The sequence below is a fragment of the Bacillus sp. FSL K6-3149 genome (genome assembly GCF_038630515.1).
In the GTDB taxonomy this organism is placed as follows: domain Bacteria; phylum Bacillota; class Bacilli; order Bacillales; family Bacillaceae; genus Bacillus; species Bacillus pumilus.
The window spans coordinates 2,227,532-2,244,947 of record NZ_CP152034.1 but is presented as its reverse complement, the minus strand read 5'-3'; the positions used below and the strand labels follow the sequence as shown (position 1 = coordinate 2,244,947).

The window sequence follows — 17,416 nt, the reverse complement described above, 5'->3', positions numbered from 1 at the left end:
TTTTACATAAAATTATTTTAGCTTTCATTGAGAGGAAGTGTCAGTTCCTTCAACGAGTCCTACAAAGTCAATCCGTACACCACCTTTTTCAGGATCTTCTATGACCCGCATGGCCAGTGCCTTTTTCTCCCCTGTTTTTTCATCTTCGTAATTCGCATGAAAGACGTGAATGCTGGCTTCTTCCAATTGAAAATCATCATAAGAAAGCGTCTCTATGCCCCATTCTTTTTTCAGTTTTAGAATGTCATTTGGGCTTGGGACAGCACCTTCAACATAGATGTTTTCTATTTTTTGTTTATTTCCTTCGGTAATCGCTTCAATCATATGCTCTGCAGCCACTAGTCTTCTGTCTTTCCCCTCGTCTTCCCTTGAACATGCACCTAGCAATACAATGCACATTAAAATGAATAAAAACTTCTTCATTTTTCTCTCCCACCTTCTCCTTAAAATGTAAAGGATGGAAGCGCTATATGCAATCTTTATTCAAAAAAGACTGTAAAACGTCACGTTTTACAGTCTTCATGCTACATCAGTGTATGAAGGAATGCTGTTGCAATTCCAAAATAGATCAATAAGGATAAAATATCATTCAATGTTGTGATCAGCGGCCCAGATGCAATGGCTGGGTCCACGTTTAATCTGTGTAAAATAATCGGTACGACCGTACCTGCCATTGTCCCAATAATCAGTGTTGCAAGCAGTGAGGAACCGACAACAAAACCTAAAATCATATTGCCCTGCCACACCATTGCGACGACTGTAATAATAATAGAGCAGACAATCCCAATGTAAATACTCGTTCTCAGCTCTCTAAAAATAAGGCGCATGATGGTTTTTTTCGTTAATTCTTCTTTTGAAAGCCCTCTAATGACGACGGCAAGAGACTGTGTCCCTGTATTCCCTGTCATCCCGGCAATCATCGGCATGAAGAACGCTAAAGCAACGACTTGCTGAAGGGTACCTTCAAAATAATTTAAAATACTGCCTGAAATCAGCCCAATGAACAAAAGCAAAATGAGCCACGGAAGACGGCGGTATGCCGCCACAAATGCCGGCGTGTCGAACGTGATATCTTTACCAGAGGCAGCAAACTTTTCATAGTCTTCGCCCGCCTCTTGAATCACAACATCAATGATATCATCGACTGTAACAATTCCGACTAGAACATTGTTCTCTTCCACAACAGGAATCGCAAGGAAATCATATCGTTCAATCAGCTTTGCGATTTCCTCCTGATCTTGAAAGGCTCCAACGGCAATGACTCTTGTAAACATGAGATCCTGTACCTTTTCATCCGGTTCACCTAAAATGAGATCCCGGTATGAGAGAACGCCTACAAGCTGTTTTTGATCATTAATCACATATAAATAGTTGATTGATTCCGCAATTTCAGCAAAGCTTTTCAGCTTCACAACGGCATCCTGCACTGTAAAATGCTGAGGAATCCAAACATAACGGTTCGTCATGATCCGTCCCGCTGTCTCAGCAGGATAATTCATAAGAAGCTGGACGGCTTTTGATTCCTCTGCTTCCATGTTAGATAAAAGCTGATCCTTTAGCTCATCCTCCATCTCATCAAACAAGTTGGCTAGATCATCGTTATCCATTTTGTTTGTGACGAAGGTCGCTTTGTCTTTACCTACTTTTTCAAGAACAATTTCTTGATATTCCCGCTCCAGCTCACCCATCATTTCTGTCACGTCATCGACTGGTAAAAAGCTGAGGAAGCGGCCGCGGTGTTTCTCTGGAAGCTCTTTAAATAAATAGGCCATATCATATGGCTGAAGTTCTTCCATGATGTTTTTAAATTCTTTTCGTTTTCCATCTCTCAGTAAAATAATGATGCGTAAAATGAGTTCATCATACGTAATATTTTGTATCATCGCTGTTACCTCCCCAAAGTCAGGAGATACCCGAATCCCTTAGAATGTGCGGGGGTCAGGATCTCCTCTATCTGATGTCTCAATCTGATCTTTTGACATATCCTCTATGTGTCTCGAATCGGGATGATCCATCCCCACACCTCCTTTTCTCATAAAAAAGCACCTTCAACCGAATGAAGGCGCTTTGTAAGCATGACAAATAAACACTTGCTCCTTCAATCGTAGAGCTTTAGCACTGTATGGCATAGGAAAAATCCAGCTGCATTAAAAATCACCTTATGTCGATGATTTCTGTTGACCCATTGGCGTCTTTGGACATTTTTGGGCAGCAGCGTATCTCCATACAGGAGCCTCACCTAACGAAGTCTCATATTGTTGACACACTGAGATTACAGAAAAAGCGCAGTGATGTCAATAAGCAAGATGCCAATTCCCCTTATGTATTCGCTTACTTTTGAAAAAAAGAGCGATAGACAAAGTAGACTATCGCCCTTTCATGTCTTTTATTCCTCTTCTGGCTGATTCATATCCTCTTGGGAGAGGAGATGAAAGGAATCATGCAAAAACAAAGCATATCCTTCTCCATCAGGATGCGGAACATATTCCGCATGGTCCATTGTCTGCTCTTCTTCTTTTTTCTTCATATTCTCTCGCCTCCTTTCCCGTAGTTTGTCCCAATGAAAAAACCTTACACATGAAAGTGTAAGGAGTGATTAGTACAAAACAGCTGAACTCATAAAGGTGCGGCGAATGTCACCATTGGCAATGCGCTGATAACCGTCGCTTTAGCTAAAAATGAATGATTGTTTACAGAAAAAAGCTCTCTCTGATTAGGGTACAGCCATTGATTGATAACACAATGTATAATACTAAGTATAAAAATTGAATATTGGGGGATATGATGATGAGCGAATCTACACTGAACATGCACTTTTCAAATGATTTATTAAAAAAAGTAAGAGAACAATTTTTATATATTGATGAGGATCCTATCCTAAAAAAGGAACGACTCTTTTTTGACAATGCAGGTGGCTCTCTTCGTTTAAAACAGGCAAATCATATATTTTCAATCATTGATGGCATCCCAGATTGTTCTGAAAGAAATCATAAAGCTGCAAAACACTTGATTGATATCCAAAAAAAGGGGATTGTTGATCTTCAAACCATTTTTAACGTGAAACAAGGAAGCTTCGCCACATATCTGACAGCATCACAGGCTATCTTTCAAACTACGGGTATCATTGCAGAACATATTCAAGGAACAAATATTGTCACAACATCCTTAGAACATCCAGCAGCCTACGACGCAGCTAGTTTTTATGCAAATAAATTAAACAAAGAGCTGAGAGTGGCCAAGTCTAATCCTTTAACAGGTGGAGTGAACGTAGAAGACATCTTGGCATTAATCGATCAAGATACTGTTCTTCTAAGCGTCATCTATGCTTCGAATATCTCTGGTGCTATTTTAGACATTGAACAAATTGTACAAGAGGCAAGAAAAAAGAAACCAAACTTATTTATCATGGTTGATGCCGTTCAACATGCACCTCATGGTTTAATTGATATTGAAAAAACACCTGTGGATGTGATAAATTTTGCTCCATATAAATTTTTTGGTGTTAGAGGCTGCGGGATTGCTTATTTATCGGAAAGAGCTGCTCTTCTCCCTCATCATAAGTTAAAAGGAAAGAAAGAAACTGAATGGGGTCTAGGAACTCCAGCACCTGCTCATTATGCGGCTATTAGCGCAATTGTTGATTATGTGTGCTGGCTTGGAGGTCATTTTACAACAGTGAATGCCAGACGACAGTTATTCGCAGCAGGTATGGAAGCTATCGGAAAACAAGAAAGGTCTTTATTAAAAATAATGCTAGACGGGACACCCAACGTAAAAGGGCTAAGAGAAATCAAAGGAGTTACCGTTCATCTTGATGACCATGATTTATCAAAAAGAGATTTCATCGTAGCCATATCGATAGAAGGAACAAACCATGAGGATGCAGTAAGACAATATGAACAGCACGGTGTGATCGTATATGAAAGGTTGAATACAAGCATTTATTCTAAAAGGATGCTGGATTCCTTTGGAATGAAAGGGGCTATTAGAATATCACCTCTCCATTGTCATACTATTCAAGAGATTGAGACGTTTTTAAGAACAACTGAAATGATAAGCAATCAACATAAAAAGCATTAACACGCTTGGTGGACAGATACATGGAAGTACGCTATTTAGTTTAAAAGATGATATTCATTTGTACTTTAATATAATCATTTAAGCAAAAATAACGGTCTGAACCATCGGTTCAGACCGCATACAAATTTATCTTAGGATTGCTGCCGTATTAATCATCCCATTCTTGCTTCAGGATTTTGCCTGTTTTAGCGGAAATCTCAAAATCAACTTCCTCGCCGTTTGGTGTGGTGATTTCGACTTCATACAAGTACACACCATTTTCTTTATCTAAATCAGAATCTGTGACTGTTCCTTTTACTTTTGCAAGGGCAATTTGTTCAGCCTGCTTTTTAGTGATTTTCACATTCTTTTTCTTTTCTTTGACTGGATCATTCAGCGCTTTCCCTGTTTTGGCATCGACATATACTTTATATTCAAAGCCGCCTTTTTTAATCTCGACCTCATACACCCATTTTCCTTTTTTACGCTCAAGATCCACATCGTCCACATAGCCTTTCACAACTTTTAATGCTGCTTTTTCAGCTTGTTTCTTTGAGACAAACGATGATTTCTTTTGCACCACCTGCTCGGCGTTTGCTGTTTGATTTGTATTTTGCGCTTGAAGTGTGAAACCACCTGCGACAAGAGTTCCTGTTAATGCTGTAGCTACTAGTACTTTTTTCATCATGTTCATGTCCTCCTCTATTTGATTTCTCCTTTATCTTAAAGAAACAAGATGATAAAGGAAGGAAAGAAACATGAGAAAATCATGAGAAAAGGATTAGTTTTCGTACGTAATACCTTCAATGTCTCCTGTATATGCGTTCACAAGCACCTCTGCCTCTCGCCCATCAGGCAAATCCAGCTCCACCTCAAAGACGAGCATACCGCTAAATGTTTCAAGATCAGCATCATCCACTGTCCCTCCGACTTCTTTAACTGCAATTCGGATGGCTTCTTCGACCGTGATTTTTGTCATTTTCTTTTCTTTAGAGGTTGGGTTTTTCTTTTCTGCTTCAAGCACCTTAAACGTTTGCTTGTCGACATCGACTTGATATAATTCTTTTTTTGATTGGATCGTAAAAATAAAACGATCGGACTTTTCTTTCTTTTGAATGACCGTACCGCTTACTTTTTTAACAGCCGCTTCTTCTGCCAGAAGCTCAGCATTTTTTTCATTTGGTTTTTGATAGCTTTTTAACTGCTTGATTTCTTTCATTTGACCGCTTGCGGAAGATGCAATGATTTGATAGATCCCATTTGAATTTTCCAGGGTCAAGGTATAGTCCTGTTTATGATTGATTAAATCAATATTTGTAATGTTTCCATTGTAGTCTTTTGCGATGATTTTTTTGATTTCTGCTTCACTTAATATTTTTTGATCAATGGTTTGAATCATGAGCATTGCAAAGGCTGCAAGAACGACGAGACATCCTGCGAGCGCAAGCACCATTTTCGTTTTTCTAGACATGCAGCGCCTCCTTCCTATTTCCTATTTTATAAGGAGGAAATGAGAAATTGATGAGAAAAGACCTATTTTATTTCTGAAAAAGAATGGTCATGGTTGTCCCTTCGCCGATACGACTGTCCACCTTCAGTTCGGCCCCGTGCTCTTCCGCAATTTGCTTCGCAATTGAAAGACCAAGTCCGGTTCCGCCCGTCTCACTGTTTCTCGCTTCATCCACACGGAAAAAGCGGTCAAAGATTTTCGGCAGATCCTCTTCTTTTATGCCAATCCCATGGTCAACGACTGAAATAAACGGCTTCTCTCCCGCCCATCCGCAAGTCACATCAACGGCCTCTGTACTATATTTAACTGCATTATCAATCAAGATGGTCAAAAGCTGTTTGATTTTCTCTTCATCCCCCTCAGCGACGAGCGGCTGATCTGTTTGCACATCAGGATTAATGGTTCGATTCGTTGCGACTTCAAGTGTATGACATACCTGCTTGGATAAATGACCAAGATCAACTGGCTTCATGTCCAAGTAAAGCGGCTGACCATTTTTCGCAAGTGTTAATAATTGATCTGTCAGCCTTTTCATTTTTTTCGCTTCATCATGAATCGCTTGAGAGGATTCTTCTATAACCTCTGGACGTGTCTGTCCCCAGCGCTTTAGTAAATTGCTGTAGCTCATAATGACGGTAATCGGTGTCTTCAATTCATGAGAGGCATCATGCAAGAATTGCTGCTCTTTCTCATAATGCTTCTCGAGGATTTCTGACATTTCATTAAAGGTTTGTCCCATTTGATACAATTCATCCTTTGAATCGCCTGCTAGTTTGATTCGCTTAAACGCCTTCTCCTTCATACTTGCCTTCATGGTGCTCGTCATTCTACTAATAGGGCGTACGATTTGTTTTGTTAAAATGTGGCCAGCAAAATAGGAAAGCACTATAATTAAAACGCCAGCAGCGATTAAAATCATTCTTAATAACGCCAAATTCTCTTCCGTATTTTCGATTTCTTCATATACTTGAAGCGACACGATCTCGCCATTTGTCCAAATAACCGGAATCGCAGCGAACGCAACCATATGCTTGTTGTATTCTTTGATTTCTGCTGTCTGACCAGTTTCATATGTAAAAGGCAGTGAGCTAAACGTTGATTCCTTTGTGACAGTCAGCTTTGACTCACCCTTTTCTGTCACGACACGGATCATGCCATTTTGAGGTAGGTACGCCTTCAGCAGCTCCGAGGATGGAAGACCCTCTTCTTCTGATTTTTTTAAAGCAATGGCAATATTTTCAGCAACCTCAGACAGCCGGGACATATCTTTTTGCGTCAAGGTCATCGAAAAAATAAAATAAATGGCTGTATGAAACAGCAGCACCATTAAAAACAAGGACAACGATGTATAAAGCTGAATTTTATTTTTTAATCTCATTCTTTATCCTTTCATCACATAACCCACACCTCTCACTGTGTGAATCAGCTGTTTTTCGAATGGGTAATCGACTTTTTTCCTTAAATAACGAATATAGACATCCACTACGTTTGTGTCACCGAAGTAATCAAAGCCCCAAACGGCTGTTAAAAGCTGATCTCTTGTAAGCACTTGCTGCTGATGCTTCAGCAAGTGGACAAGCAGGTCATATTCTCTCGGTGTGAGCTCAAGCATTTGCCCGGCCCTTTGTATGTCTCTTGTTTTCTCGTTGACGGTCAAATCTGCTATGCTAAGCTCCGTTTCCTTCTCTTCTTGCGCATGAATATTCAACCTTAGCTGCGCACGAATTCGCGCTAGTAATTCTTCTATGTCAAAAGGCTTTGTAATATAATCATTCGCCCCAAGATCGAGGCCGCTTACTTTATCAGGCACACTCCCTCTTGCTGTTATCAAAATAATAGGTGTCGCTGTATTTGTCTTTCGAACCCTTCTCAGCACTTCAAGACCACTTAATTCTGGAAGCATGACGTCAAGCAGCACCAAATCGAAGCTTTCCTCTTCAAGAGCCTGGAGTCCATCCATTCCTGTCTCTTTGACTGTCACCTCATATCCTTCATACTCAAGCTCTAGTGACAGCACCCTTGCAATTTTCTTTTCATCTTCGACTACGAGTATCTTCCCTTTGTTCATCTCTATCTCTCCTATCTAAAAGGCAAGCTTGTCTTTCCATTATTATATGTTGCCTTTCCCATTTGGAACAGTCACAAACTTCACATGTTATTTTTCATATGAACATTGATAAAAAAGAACATTTGTTCTATAATGAGGTTATCATCATAACAGTTATTGATATTGTAAGCACCTGAACGTAATCCTATTTCATTCGTTTTTATAAACATACCTATAGAATATGCAAATCGCACTCATTTATAAAAGATACAAGGAGGAACACCATTCTATGAAAAGCAAAAACAATGTGAAATTAACGCACTTTTCAGATGTATATATAGAAGGCTTATCGTCTTTTGTTCTAGAGGAAGAACAAGCAAAATTTACTGCTTTACCAAGCGCATATTTTGAGTTTACCGAAGGGCAATACAGAATTGTCATACTCAATGAAGATGAACCGGTTGGATTCTTTGTATTACATGCAACAGATCGTGTTAAGGATTATTCAGATAACCCAAACGCTATGTTGTTAACTTCATTATCTATTCATCAGACGCAGCAAGGAAAAGGATTTGCTAAACAAGCAATGTTCTTATTAAATCAATTTGTCACCTCAGAATTCCCTAACTGTAACGAGATCGTACTGGCTGTAAATCATCAAAATATTCCTGCTCAGACTCTGTACTCACAAGTAGGCTATAAGGATACAGGTAAAAGAAAAATTGGTCCAATTGGTGAACAGTTGATTATGAGCTTATGGTTATCCTAACTGTTCACCAAACGGGTACTACAGTGAAAAATATTTTAGAACAAAAATATCTCCGCTCAATCTTCCTTCTTCTCACTTCTCAACCATCACTTATTTTCGTTGTTTAATCAGAAAGCCTTTTTTAGTTCTTTTCACCCATTTTCATCTATACAGGTGCAAGCTCACTATGCAGCATTTCCTTCTTTTTCATATGATATCAAGAGTTTTCCTCAAAAGCTGAGTTCTTTCGTCAAGATGTGAGGAGAACTGCACTTTTGATAATAGATTGATTATTTGAAAAATTATTACAATTGACCCTTTCCGATCAAAAGTTTCTTTTATACAATAACATTACGCAGCCTGAATCTACTTTGAAAACAAAATAAGGAGGGCTTTCTTATGAAAGGTGAAATTCGCTTAATTCCGTATGAAGTAAAAGCCAATGTGATGGAAGCGAAAGAGACGCCGAAAAGTATTCAAGAGATTAAAGCACCCGAACTTTGGTCAAGTGGCTTCAAAGGAAAAGGCATAACCATTGCTGTCCTTGATACAGGCTGTGACACAGAGCATCCCGACTTAAAAGATCAGATTATCGGAGGCAAGAACTTTACCGATGATGACAATGGAGATGCTGAAAATGTAAAAGACTACAACGGGCATGGTACCCATGTAGCAGGAACGATTGCAGCAACAGATCAAAATGGCGGAATTCTAGGGGTTGCCCCTGAAGCCAAGCTGCTGATCGTGAAAGTTCTTGGCGGTGAAAATGGCAGCGGGAAATACGAATGGATCATTAATGGCATCAACTATGCCGCTGAGCAGAAGGTGGATATTATCTCTATGTCTCTCGGTGGTCCAAGCAATGAGCCCGCCTTGCAGGAAGCCATTCAAAATGCGGTGAAAAGCGGTGTACTTGTTGTGTGCGCAGCAGGAAATGAAGGGGACGGGGACGAGCGAACGGAAGAATTCTCCTACCCAGCAGCATACAATGAAGTCATTGCCGTCGGCTCTGTCTCCCTTGCAAGAGAATCCTCTGAATTCTCCAACGCCAATAAAGAAATCGACCTCGTCGCTCCAGGAGAAGACATTTTATCCACTCTTCCTAACCATAAATATGGCAGACTTACAGGCACCTCAATGGCTGCCCCTCACGTGAGTGGTGCACTAGCCATTATTAAAAATGCCGAAGAAGAAGCGTTCCAGCGTAAGCTGACAGAGCCTGAGGTCTATGCTCAGCTTGTCAGAAGAACCCTTCCACTGAAGCAATCTAAAGCCCTCGTCGGAAATGGATTTTTATATTTAACTGCGCCTGATGTCCTTTTAGAAAAAACATTGGAAGCAGATCTTTTATCTCTATAGCTTGAATAGAGGTCCTGAGAATAGATAGAATTTTCTCAGGATTTTTTTAATTAAAATTATTCAAAATTTACTTTGACGAAATGAAATGGACGTTATATAATCGAACACAATAAATTCATAGTTTGAGAGTCGGTAATTCGATCATACGTCGAATTTTAATTGGGAAGACCGGTGAAAATCCGGCGCGGTCCCGCCACTGTGAGTGAGGAGAGCTTTTCTTATGAATCCACTGTCATAAGGACGGGAAGGATGAAAAGCTTGCAGATTCATCAGCCAGGATACCAGCCGCTCTATCACATCAAACCACCTACGGTTGATAGGAGATGTCGGAAAAAAGCGTCAGTTCTGCTCACGCCTTATTTCGCACACACATTTTGTCTTTTTAAACCAGACATTTGCCCTCATCAATCTTCACCATGAGTGTAAATGTCTTTTTATATTTAGAGGAGGAATTGGAATTGACAATTGTTAAAACAAGTAATCTAGGTTTTCCGAGAATTGGTTTAAACAGAGAATGGAAAAAAGCACTTGAGTCTTATTGGAAAGGTCAAACTGACCGTGAAACCCTCTTAAGCACACTGGATGAACAATTTTTAACTGCCATTAAAACGCAAATTGATCAACAAATTGATGTTGTTCCTTCTGGAGATTTTACCTTCTACGATCACGTGCTCGATACTGCTGTCATGTTCAATTGGATTCCAGAGCGCTTCCGCAGCTTAAAAGACCCGCTAGATACATACTTCGCGATGGCAAGAGGAACAAAAGATGCTGTCTCAAGTGAAATGACAAAATGGTTTAATACAAACTATCACTACATCGTTCCAGAATACGAAAAAACCACCGAATTCAAACTCACACATAACAAACCGCTTGAAGCTTACGAAAAGGTGAAAAAGGCGTTTGGTGTTGAAACAAAACCTGTCGTACTTGGTCTTTATACATTTGTCTCACTTTCTAAAGGCTATGAACAAAATGAAGTAAAAGAGATTCAGCAGCGTCTCGTCCCGCTTTATACTCAAGTTTTAAAAGAACTTGAAGAAGCTGGCGTCAAATGGGTACAAATTGATGAGCCAGCACTTGTCACAGCTTCATATGAAGACGTGAAAGCCATCAAAGAAATCTATCAAACGATCAAAGAAGCCGTACCTGCCTTAAATATTCTTCTTCAAACCTACTTTGATTCAGTAGATGCGTATGAAGAGCTTGTCACATATCCTGTTGAAGCCATCGGTCTTGATTTTGTCCATGATCAAGGACGCAATCTTGATCAAGTGAAAAAGCACGGCTTCCCGAAAGATAAAATTTTAGCAGCAGGCGTCATTGATGGAAGAAATATTTGGAGATCAGATCTTGGTGAAAGATTGTCATTCGTTTCTGAGGTCATTGCTGACGCTCAGCCGAAGGAAGTATGGCTGCAGCCATCAAGCAGTTTGCTGCATGTACCAGTTGCAAAACACCCAAGCGAACAGCTTGAAGAAAAACTATTAAACGGACTTTCTTATGCTACTGAAAAGCTGGCTGAATTAACAACATTAAAAGAGGGCTTAACAAAAGGAGCTGCGGCGATTGAAGCCGCCATCAATGAAGCCAAGCAAGCACTTCTTACTTTAAAAGAATTTGCAAAAGGAACCAATGCGGATTTCACAGCAGAACGCAACAATCTTTCATCGAAAGACTTTAAGCGTCCAGTTGCCTTTGAAGAGCGCCTTCGTATCCAAAACGAATCTCTTGAACTGCCACTCTTGCCAACAACAACCATTGGCAGCTTCCCGCAGTCTGCTGAAGTGCGAAGCGCTCGTCAAAAATGGCGTAAAAATGAATGGACAGATGCAGAATATGATGAATTTATTAAGAAAGAAACAAAAAGATGGATTGATATTCAGGAGGAAATCGGTCTGGACGTTCTCGTACATGGAGAATTCGAACGTACAGACATGGTTGAATACTTTGGTGAAAAGCTAGCCGGATTTGCCTTTACGAAATTTGCTTGGGTACAATCCTACGGCTCACGCTGCGTGAAGCCGCCAATCATTTATGGAGATGTCGAGTTTACAGCGCCAATGACCGTGAAAGAAACGGTTTATGCACAAAGCTTAACGGAGAAAAAGGTCAAAGGAATGCTGACAGGTCCTGTCACCATCTTAAACTGGTCTTTCCCAAGAACAGATATCACCCGAAAAGACATTGCCTTCCAGATTGCTTTCGCATTACGTAAAGAGGTAGAAGCGTTAGAGGAAGCAGGGATTCAAGTTATTCAAGTGGATGAACCTGCGCTAAGAGAAGGTCTTCCGCTCAAAGAAAGTGATTGGGCAGACTATTTAAACTGGGCAGCAGAGTCGTTCCGTCTATCAACATCATCTGTTCAAAATGAAACGCAAATTCATACACATATGTGCTACAGTAACTTCGAGGATATTGTCGATACGATCGAAGACCTTGATGCCGACGTGATCACAATTGAACATTCACGCAGTCATGGCGGATTCCTTGATTACCTAGAGAAGCATCCGTATTTGAAAGGCCTCGGACTTGGTGTATATGACATCCATAGCCCGCGCGTTCCATCTGTCGAAGAAATGAGTCAAATCATTGATGATGCACTGAACGTATGCCCGACAGATCGCTTCTGGGTGAATCCTGACTGTGGACTAAAAACGAGACAAGAGCCTGAAACCATTGCTGCTTTGAAAAACATGGTGACGGCGGCTGAAGTCGCTCGTAAAAAGCTGTCGCAGCATGCATAATTGATTTCCTCTCCCCTGCTATCATGGCGGGGGATTTTTATGTGCAAATTGTCCTGCTTGACCATCTACTAGGAGGTTTCCTTTTCTAGCATGATTCGTTTATACTAGAGAAGTCAGTCGAACAAAGGGAGGAAGACAATGAATCACGAAGATTTTTTACAACGCGCAATTGATCTTGCAGTAGAAGGAGTCAATAGTGGTACTGGCGGCCCTTTTGGAGCAGTCATTGTCAAGGATGGACAGATTATTGCCGAGGGAAGCAACAATGTGACAACAACAAATGATCCAACCGCACATGCTGAAGTCACAGCCATTCGAAAGGCGTGCCAAACGCTGAATACATACCAATTAGAAGATTGTATTTTATATACAAGCTGTGAGCCTTGTCCGATGTGTCTTGGTGCTATTTACTGGGCTAGACCAAAAGCGGTCTATTTTGCTGCTGGACATCAGGATGCAGCAGTTTCCGGTTTTGATGACTCGTTTATTTATGAAGAAATCAATAAAGATTACGAATCAAGAAATATTCCATTTTATCAGCTGACACTTCAAAAAACCCTTGCACCATTTGAAGCATGGGAAACATACGAACAAAAGAAAGAATATTAAAAAAAGACACCTGCGCTCATCAGCAGGTGTTTCTTTTTTTCAGCGTGATAGAGGACCTTTTTTATTCAGCCACTTCAAGCTCTACTTCGATGTTCCCTCTTGTTGCTTTTGAATATGGACAGAATTCATGCGCAGCCTCAACAAGCTCTTTCACCTTGTCATGGTCAAGGCCTTTTGCAGATACAATCAGCTTGACACCAAGCTTAAATCCGCCATCACTTTCATCTTTTAAAAGACTGACATGTCCCTCGACTTCTGATTCAATGTTGACCCCTTGCTTTTTTGCTACTTGTTCAAGTGCTCCTCCGAAACAAGCTGCATAGCCCGCTGCAAATAATTGCTCTGGATTCGTACCAGTTTCTCCGTCTTTCTTTGCATTAGGCATGACAATGTTATGATCGAGCACACCATCTTCTGAACGAACATGTCCAGCTCTTCCATGTTGTGCCTTTACTTTTGCTGTGAATAATGGTTTCATCTTCATCTCCTCCTTTATCTATTTATTCCTTTCACGTTCTATCCATTTCTCAAACATTTATCGCACATTAAAGAATTTTTTCGTTTTTGGGCTGTATTTATTTTAAAAAAGAAGAAAATCTTATACAATGATAAGTATGACAAAAAATAGTTGGTGACTGACATGACAAATGAATTCGAGCATATGAAGCTGGAAAATCAGCTTTGTTTCTTGTTATATGCAAGTTCAAGAGAGATGACGAAGCAGTATAAACCGTTATTAGAAGAGTTAGACATTACGTATCCGCAATATTTGGCACTGCTTTTATTGTGGGAGCATGGGACATTAAATGTGAAAACGATGGGAGAGCTTTTATATTTAGACTCCGGTACACTCACACCTATGCTGAAACGGATGGAGCAAAACGGACTCATCATCCGCGAGCGCTCGAAAGAGGATGAACGTTCTGTGCAAATTCGTTTAACGGAATATGGCGAGCAACTAAAAGAGAAGGCTACTGCAATTCCATTTCAGATGCTGTCTGGGACAGGCAGATCGGAAGAAGAGTTAAAAACGCTGCGCGCCTCTTTGCATGAGCTTTTGCAAAAATTAACACAATCAAAAGGCTGAGGGAACATTCCCTCAGCCTTTTATGATATCAATTATTGTGCGACAGCTACTAATTCTACTTCGATATTTCCTTGAGTCGCTTTTGAATATGGGCATACGCCGTGTGCTTTATGAACAAGCTCATCTAATGCTGATTGCTCAATTCCAGTTCCTTTTACTTCTAGCTTAACGCCTAGTTTGAAGCCGCCATCTGAACTGTCTTTCACTAAGCTCACATGTGCTGTTACTTCACTTTCAAAACGGATACGCTCTTGTCTTGCGACCATTTGAAGGGCTGAATCAAAACATGCAGAGTAGCCTGCTGCAAATAATTGCTCTGGATTTGTTGCTTTTTCAATTTTTTTCGCTCTTGGTGTTCCAGGCATTGCTACATCATGCTCAAGCACACCATCAGTTGAAACAACCTTTCCTTCTCTTCCTCCTACAGCTGATACCGTTGCAGTAAATAAAACTTCTGACATGTATATAACCCTCTTTCTCTCCAATAATATTTTCTACAATTGAATTGTACACAATTAAAATTCAGGAGTCAATGAATACACACTCTTTTTTTAAGATTTCCTTTCTCTTCTATTTTATGTAAACAGTAAAAAAAGCCCTTAATAAGGGCTTTTAGATGATGTCATGCTGCGCATTTGGTTGTTGTAGCGTATGGTTTCTGTTATCCGGGTCGGCATTTGCTGCTGCCAGCCATAACGCCAGGATGGTGATGCTTGTACAGACGACTGCCCATTTTTTAAAATTCATATAAACAATCCCCTCTCTGAATATAGATTCGAGCATGTTCCGCTTCTCCGTAGAACATGGAAGATTTTTCATAATCTTCCATTTCATTATAATACTTTGCGGTGTCTAATGCCAGCTCCTCTATATCTGGATATGCATAGGCAGACTCTAAAAAATGAAAAATTCGTTTAATATGCTCCGCATCTTGCTTTAAATACAATGCTTCTAAAAATATCGTCTTTTGAATATGAATGTCATCTTGAAGTACTTCTGCTCGCTTCATACATTCTTCTCTGTAGTGTAAGGCTTCTTCGTGTTTGCCTTGTTTGTATAATATCTGAGCGGCTGTATAAAGAGGGTCTATGGATCGACGAAGGTGATCGGATTGATTTTGGTCAAATAACGAGATGGATTCTTTCATTAGTTCGAGTGCGCGGTCAAGATCGCCCATTCGGTAATAACTGTTGCCCATATTAAACAAAGAGGAAGCAATAAAACGCACATTTTGAAAGTCTCTTGATCTCGCAAGCGCTCTCTCGAGATGTGGTAATGCCTTTTCATGTCTTCTCATATCATCATAATTACCTGCCACAATAAATTCGCATTGGATCGTGCGAAGCGCATATAGCTCATGCTGAATATAGACATCTCGCGCCAGTTTGGCATGATGCATCGAGATATGTGTTTGTTTCATGTGATAATATATTTCTGACATTTTAAAATGAAATTCCGCACGTTCAATATCATCTGACACAAAAGAAAGCTTGTGCTCTGCCTTTTGATAAGACGAGATGGCAGCAATATACTGCCTACGGCCAAATTCATACATGCCTCTGAAAAAATGATAGTAGTATTCAAGCATGCCTGTGACATGTGTTTGATGCTCATCTATTTCTTTCGAAAGCTCGGAAAAGTTGGCGCGAAGCTTTCCTTCCTTTAATGGCTTTAAATAATCGAGCATGACCTCATGTCTGAATTCCATTAAAGAAAAATAGAGAAGCAAATTCTGATCTTCTTCCATTGAATCAAGAGAGGTGCGAATTTCCTGCTTTAGTTGTTCTGCTTGTTCTGAATCAAATCTGCGGATTAATTCATACCACTTGTTGATTTTCACTCCAATATCCGAAGAGGGAATGATTTTCGCCATACGTTGCCTTCTCCAATCTTCTCAAAATATAAAACATTACCATATTTTATCATACTTGACCGAAGAAATACAAAAACGAAAGGAAAAAGAGAGTCCTTTTGTCACAAGACTCTCTTTTGAATTCGTTATTCTCTTATTTGTCCTTGACCGCGAATGACAAACTTTTCAGAGGTTAAGGCAGGCAGACCCATAGGTCCTCTTGCATGCAGTTTTTGTGTGCTAATACCTATTTCTGCTCCGTAGCCAAATTCAAAGCCATCTGTGAACCGAGTAGAGGCATTATGATAGACAGCGGCAGCGTCGACAGCTGTTAAGAACAGTGACGCATTTTGATCATTTTCCGTAATGATCGCTTCAGAGTGCTTGGAGCTATACGTTTGTATATGCTGAATCGCTTCTTCTATATTGGCTACGATTTTAATACTGACAATCGGCGCTAAAAACTCTGTTTCATAGTCCTCTGTGGTCGCTAATGAAGCACTTGGCGCAAGAGCACATACAGCTTCATCGCCCCGTATCTCTACCCCATTTGCATGAAGAGCTTCAAATAACGAAGCGCCATATGTTTTTGCCCATGCTTCATGAATGACAATGCTCTCGATCGCGTTGCAAACAGACGGCCTTTGGGTTTTAGCATTCAGCACAATCTGCTCAGCCATTTCGTTTTTCGCTGTTTCATCAATGTAGATATGACAGTTCCCTGCACCTGTCTCAAGCACTGGCACGGTAGACTCTCTCACAACAAGATCAATTAAATTTTTCCCGCCGCGCGGAATAAGGACATCCAGATATTCATTTAAAGTGAACAGCGTTTTCGCCGTTTCACGGCCTGTATCTTCAATCAATTGCACACTGTCTACTGGAATATCCGTTGTGTGAAGCGCTTCATGGATCACCTTCACAATCGCTTTATTACTATGGATGGCAGAGGAGCTCCCGCGAAGAATAACAGCATTCCCAGTTTTCAAACAAAGGGTGGCAGCATCTACAGTCACGTTTGGTCTTGCTTCATAAATCATTCCAACCGTTCCAAGAGGCACACGCACCTTTTCGATGTACAGACCGTTTTCTTTTTGAATGGTTTCTAATGTTTCACCAATTGGGTCTTTTAGGTGAATGAGTTGAAGGGTCGCGTCTGCGATGGCTTCAATTCTCTCCTCCGTGAGTCTAATCCGGTCAATAACAGAAGGCGTGAACTGCTTTTCCTCTGCAGCCTGCACATCCTTTTTATTCTCGTCGAGTAAATAAGCGGAAGATGCTTTAAGTGCCGTTGCGATGGCATGTAAAGCTGCATTTTTTTGCTCCGTCGTTTTTAGGAGCAGCTGATCTTTGGCTACACTTGCTTTTTTTGCTTTTTCAAGAACTTCATTCATCGTA

Annotated in this window: 18 protein-coding genes and 2 riboswitches; of the genes, 6 read left to right on the top strand and 12 right to left on the bottom strand. The window is 40.4% G+C overall.

Features of this window, described 5'->3' with window-relative positions; translation table 11 throughout:
- Positions 1 to 24: 24 nt before the first annotated feature.
- From MHB83_RS11315 to MHB83_RS11305, 3 genes are all read right to left on the bottom strand, one after another.
- Positions 25 to 423 carry a hypothetical protein gene (locus MHB83_RS11315; RefSeq protein ID WP_003211828.1) on the bottom strand — a complete coding sequence of 133 codons (399 nt, stop codon included), beginning with the start codon at positions 421 to 423 and terminating at the stop codon, positions 25 to 27.
- Between the two features lie 101 nt (positions 424 to 524).
- Complete coding sequence (gene mgtE / locus MHB83_RS11310; protein WP_003212108.1) at positions 525 to 1,883, bottom strand: magnesium transporter; 1,359 nt, start codon at positions 1,881 to 1,883, stop codon at positions 525 to 527.
- Between the two features lie 207 nt (positions 1,884 to 2,090).
- Positions 2,091 to 2,254: riboswitch (M-box (ykoK) riboswitch) on the bottom strand.
- 132 nt (positions 2,255 to 2,386) lie between these two features.
- The gene (locus tag MHB83_RS11305) at positions 2,387 to 2,527 is read right to left on the bottom strand and encodes a hypothetical protein (protein WP_003212346.1); all 141 of its coding nucleotides are present in this window, start codon (positions 2,525 to 2,527) and stop codon (positions 2,387 to 2,389) included.
- Between the two features lie 260 nt (positions 2,528 to 2,787).
- Here MHB83_RS11305 and MHB83_RS11300 point away from each other — a divergent pair, with 260 nt between their 5' ends.
- Entirely contained in the window at positions 2,788 to 4,080 is a 1,293-nt protein-coding gene (locus MHB83_RS11300; protein ID WP_339207048.1) for an aminotransferase class V-fold PLP-dependent enzyme, read from the top strand.
- A gap of 148 nt (positions 4,081 to 4,228) precedes the next feature.
- On the opposite strand, the gene MHB83_RS11295 is transcribed toward MHB83_RS11300, so the two are convergent.
- The 4 genes from MHB83_RS11295 to MHB83_RS11280 form a co-directional block, all read right to left on the bottom strand.
- Positions 4,229 to 4,747: a PepSY domain-containing protein gene (locus MHB83_RS11295; protein ID WP_050945185.1), complete on the bottom strand. Its 519-nt coding sequence runs from the start codon at positions 4,745 to 4,747 to the stop codon at positions 4,229 to 4,231.
- A 93-nt stretch (positions 4,748 to 4,840) separates the two neighbouring features.
- Positions 4,841 to 5,530, bottom strand: a complete 690-nt coding sequence (locus tag MHB83_RS11290) for a PepSY domain-containing protein (protein WP_003211196.1) — start codon at positions 5,528 to 5,530, stop codon at positions 4,841 to 4,843.
- Positions 5,531 to 5,597: 67 nt separating this feature from the next.
- On the bottom strand, positions 5,598 to 6,947 hold the full coding sequence (locus MHB83_RS11285) for an ATP-binding protein (RefSeq protein WP_342496329.1): 1,350 nt from the start codon (positions 6,945 to 6,947) through the stop codon (positions 5,598 to 5,600).
- Positions 6,948 to 6,950: 3 nt separating this feature from the next.
- Positions 6,951 to 7,637, bottom strand: a complete 687-nt coding sequence (locus MHB83_RS11280) for a response regulator transcription factor (RefSeq protein ID WP_309216565.1) — start codon at positions 7,635 to 7,637, stop codon at positions 6,951 to 6,953.
- A 268-nt stretch (positions 7,638 to 7,905) separates the two neighbouring features.
- Between MHB83_RS11280 and MHB83_RS11275 the strand changes: the two genes are divergently transcribed.
- The 4 genes from MHB83_RS11275 (at position 7,906) to MHB83_RS11260 (ending at position 13,079) form a co-directional block, all read left to right on the top strand.
- A complete protein-coding gene (locus tag MHB83_RS11275) occupies positions 7,906 to 8,385 on the top strand; it encodes a GNAT family N-acetyltransferase (protein WP_106029826.1) in 480 nt (159 codons plus the stop codon).
- 378 nt (positions 8,386 to 8,763) lie between these two features.
- Entirely contained in the window at positions 8,764 to 9,723 is a 960-nt protein-coding gene (locus MHB83_RS11270) for a S8 family peptidase (protein ID WP_278178773.1), read from the top strand.
- A 113-nt stretch (positions 9,724 to 9,836) separates the two neighbouring features.
- A riboswitch (cobalamin riboswitch) is annotated at positions 9,837 to 10,028 on the top strand.
- Positions 10,029 to 10,181: 153 nt separating this feature from the next.
- Positions 10,182 to 12,470, top strand: coding sequence for a 5-methyltetrahydropteroyltriglutamate--homocysteine S-methyltransferase (gene metE / locus MHB83_RS11265; protein WP_342496328.1), 2,289 nt, complete (start codon positions 10,182 to 10,184; stop codon positions 12,468 to 12,470).
- A 138-nt stretch (positions 12,471 to 12,608) separates the two neighbouring features.
- On the top strand, positions 12,609 to 13,079 hold the full coding sequence (locus MHB83_RS11260; protein WP_003212370.1) for a nucleoside deaminase: 471 nt from the start codon (positions 12,609 to 12,611) through the stop codon (positions 13,077 to 13,079).
- A 61-nt stretch (positions 13,080 to 13,140) separates the two neighbouring features.
- On the opposite strand, the gene MHB83_RS11255 is transcribed toward MHB83_RS11260, so the two are convergent.
- Entirely contained in the window at positions 13,141 to 13,557 is a 417-nt protein-coding gene (locus MHB83_RS11255) for an organic hydroperoxide resistance protein (RefSeq protein ID WP_003212261.1), read from the bottom strand.
- Between the two features lie 162 nt (positions 13,558 to 13,719).
- Here MHB83_RS11255 and MHB83_RS11250 point away from each other — a divergent pair, with 162 nt between their 5' ends.
- A complete protein-coding gene (locus MHB83_RS11250) occupies positions 13,720 to 14,166 on the top strand; it encodes a MarR family transcriptional regulator (RefSeq protein WP_003212097.1) in 447 nt (148 codons plus the stop codon).
- 32 nt (positions 14,167 to 14,198) lie between these two features.
- Here MHB83_RS11250 and MHB83_RS11245 read toward each other — a convergent pair whose 3' ends face one another.
- The 4 genes from MHB83_RS11245 to MHB83_RS11230 all read right to left on the bottom strand — a co-directional run bounded on the left by MHB83_RS11245 (position 14,199) and on the right by MHB83_RS11230 (position 17,412).
- On the bottom strand, positions 14,199 to 14,627 hold the full coding sequence (locus tag MHB83_RS11245) for an organic hydroperoxide resistance protein (protein WP_044138892.1): 429 nt from the start codon (positions 14,625 to 14,627) through the stop codon (positions 14,199 to 14,201).
- Positions 14,628 to 14,778: 151 nt separating this feature from the next.
- A complete protein-coding gene (locus MHB83_RS11240) occupies positions 14,779 to 14,913 on the bottom strand; it encodes a hypothetical protein (RefSeq protein ID WP_003211284.1) in 135 nt (44 codons plus the stop codon).
- Positions 14,903 to 16,039, bottom strand: a complete 1,137-nt coding sequence (locus MHB83_RS11235; protein WP_340900656.1) for a Rap family tetratricopeptide repeat protein — start codon at positions 16,037 to 16,039, stop codon at positions 14,903 to 14,905. Before MHB83_RS11235 ends, MHB83_RS11240 begins: the two co-directional genes overlap by 11 nt.
- A gap of 125 nt (positions 16,040 to 16,164) precedes the next feature.
- Positions 16,165 to 17,412 carry a glutamate-5-semialdehyde dehydrogenase gene (locus MHB83_RS11230; protein WP_310427003.1) on the bottom strand — a complete coding sequence of 416 codons (1,248 nt, stop codon included), beginning with the start codon at positions 17,410 to 17,412 and terminating at the stop codon, positions 16,165 to 16,167.
- Positions 17,413 to 17,416 lie beyond the last annotated feature (4 nt).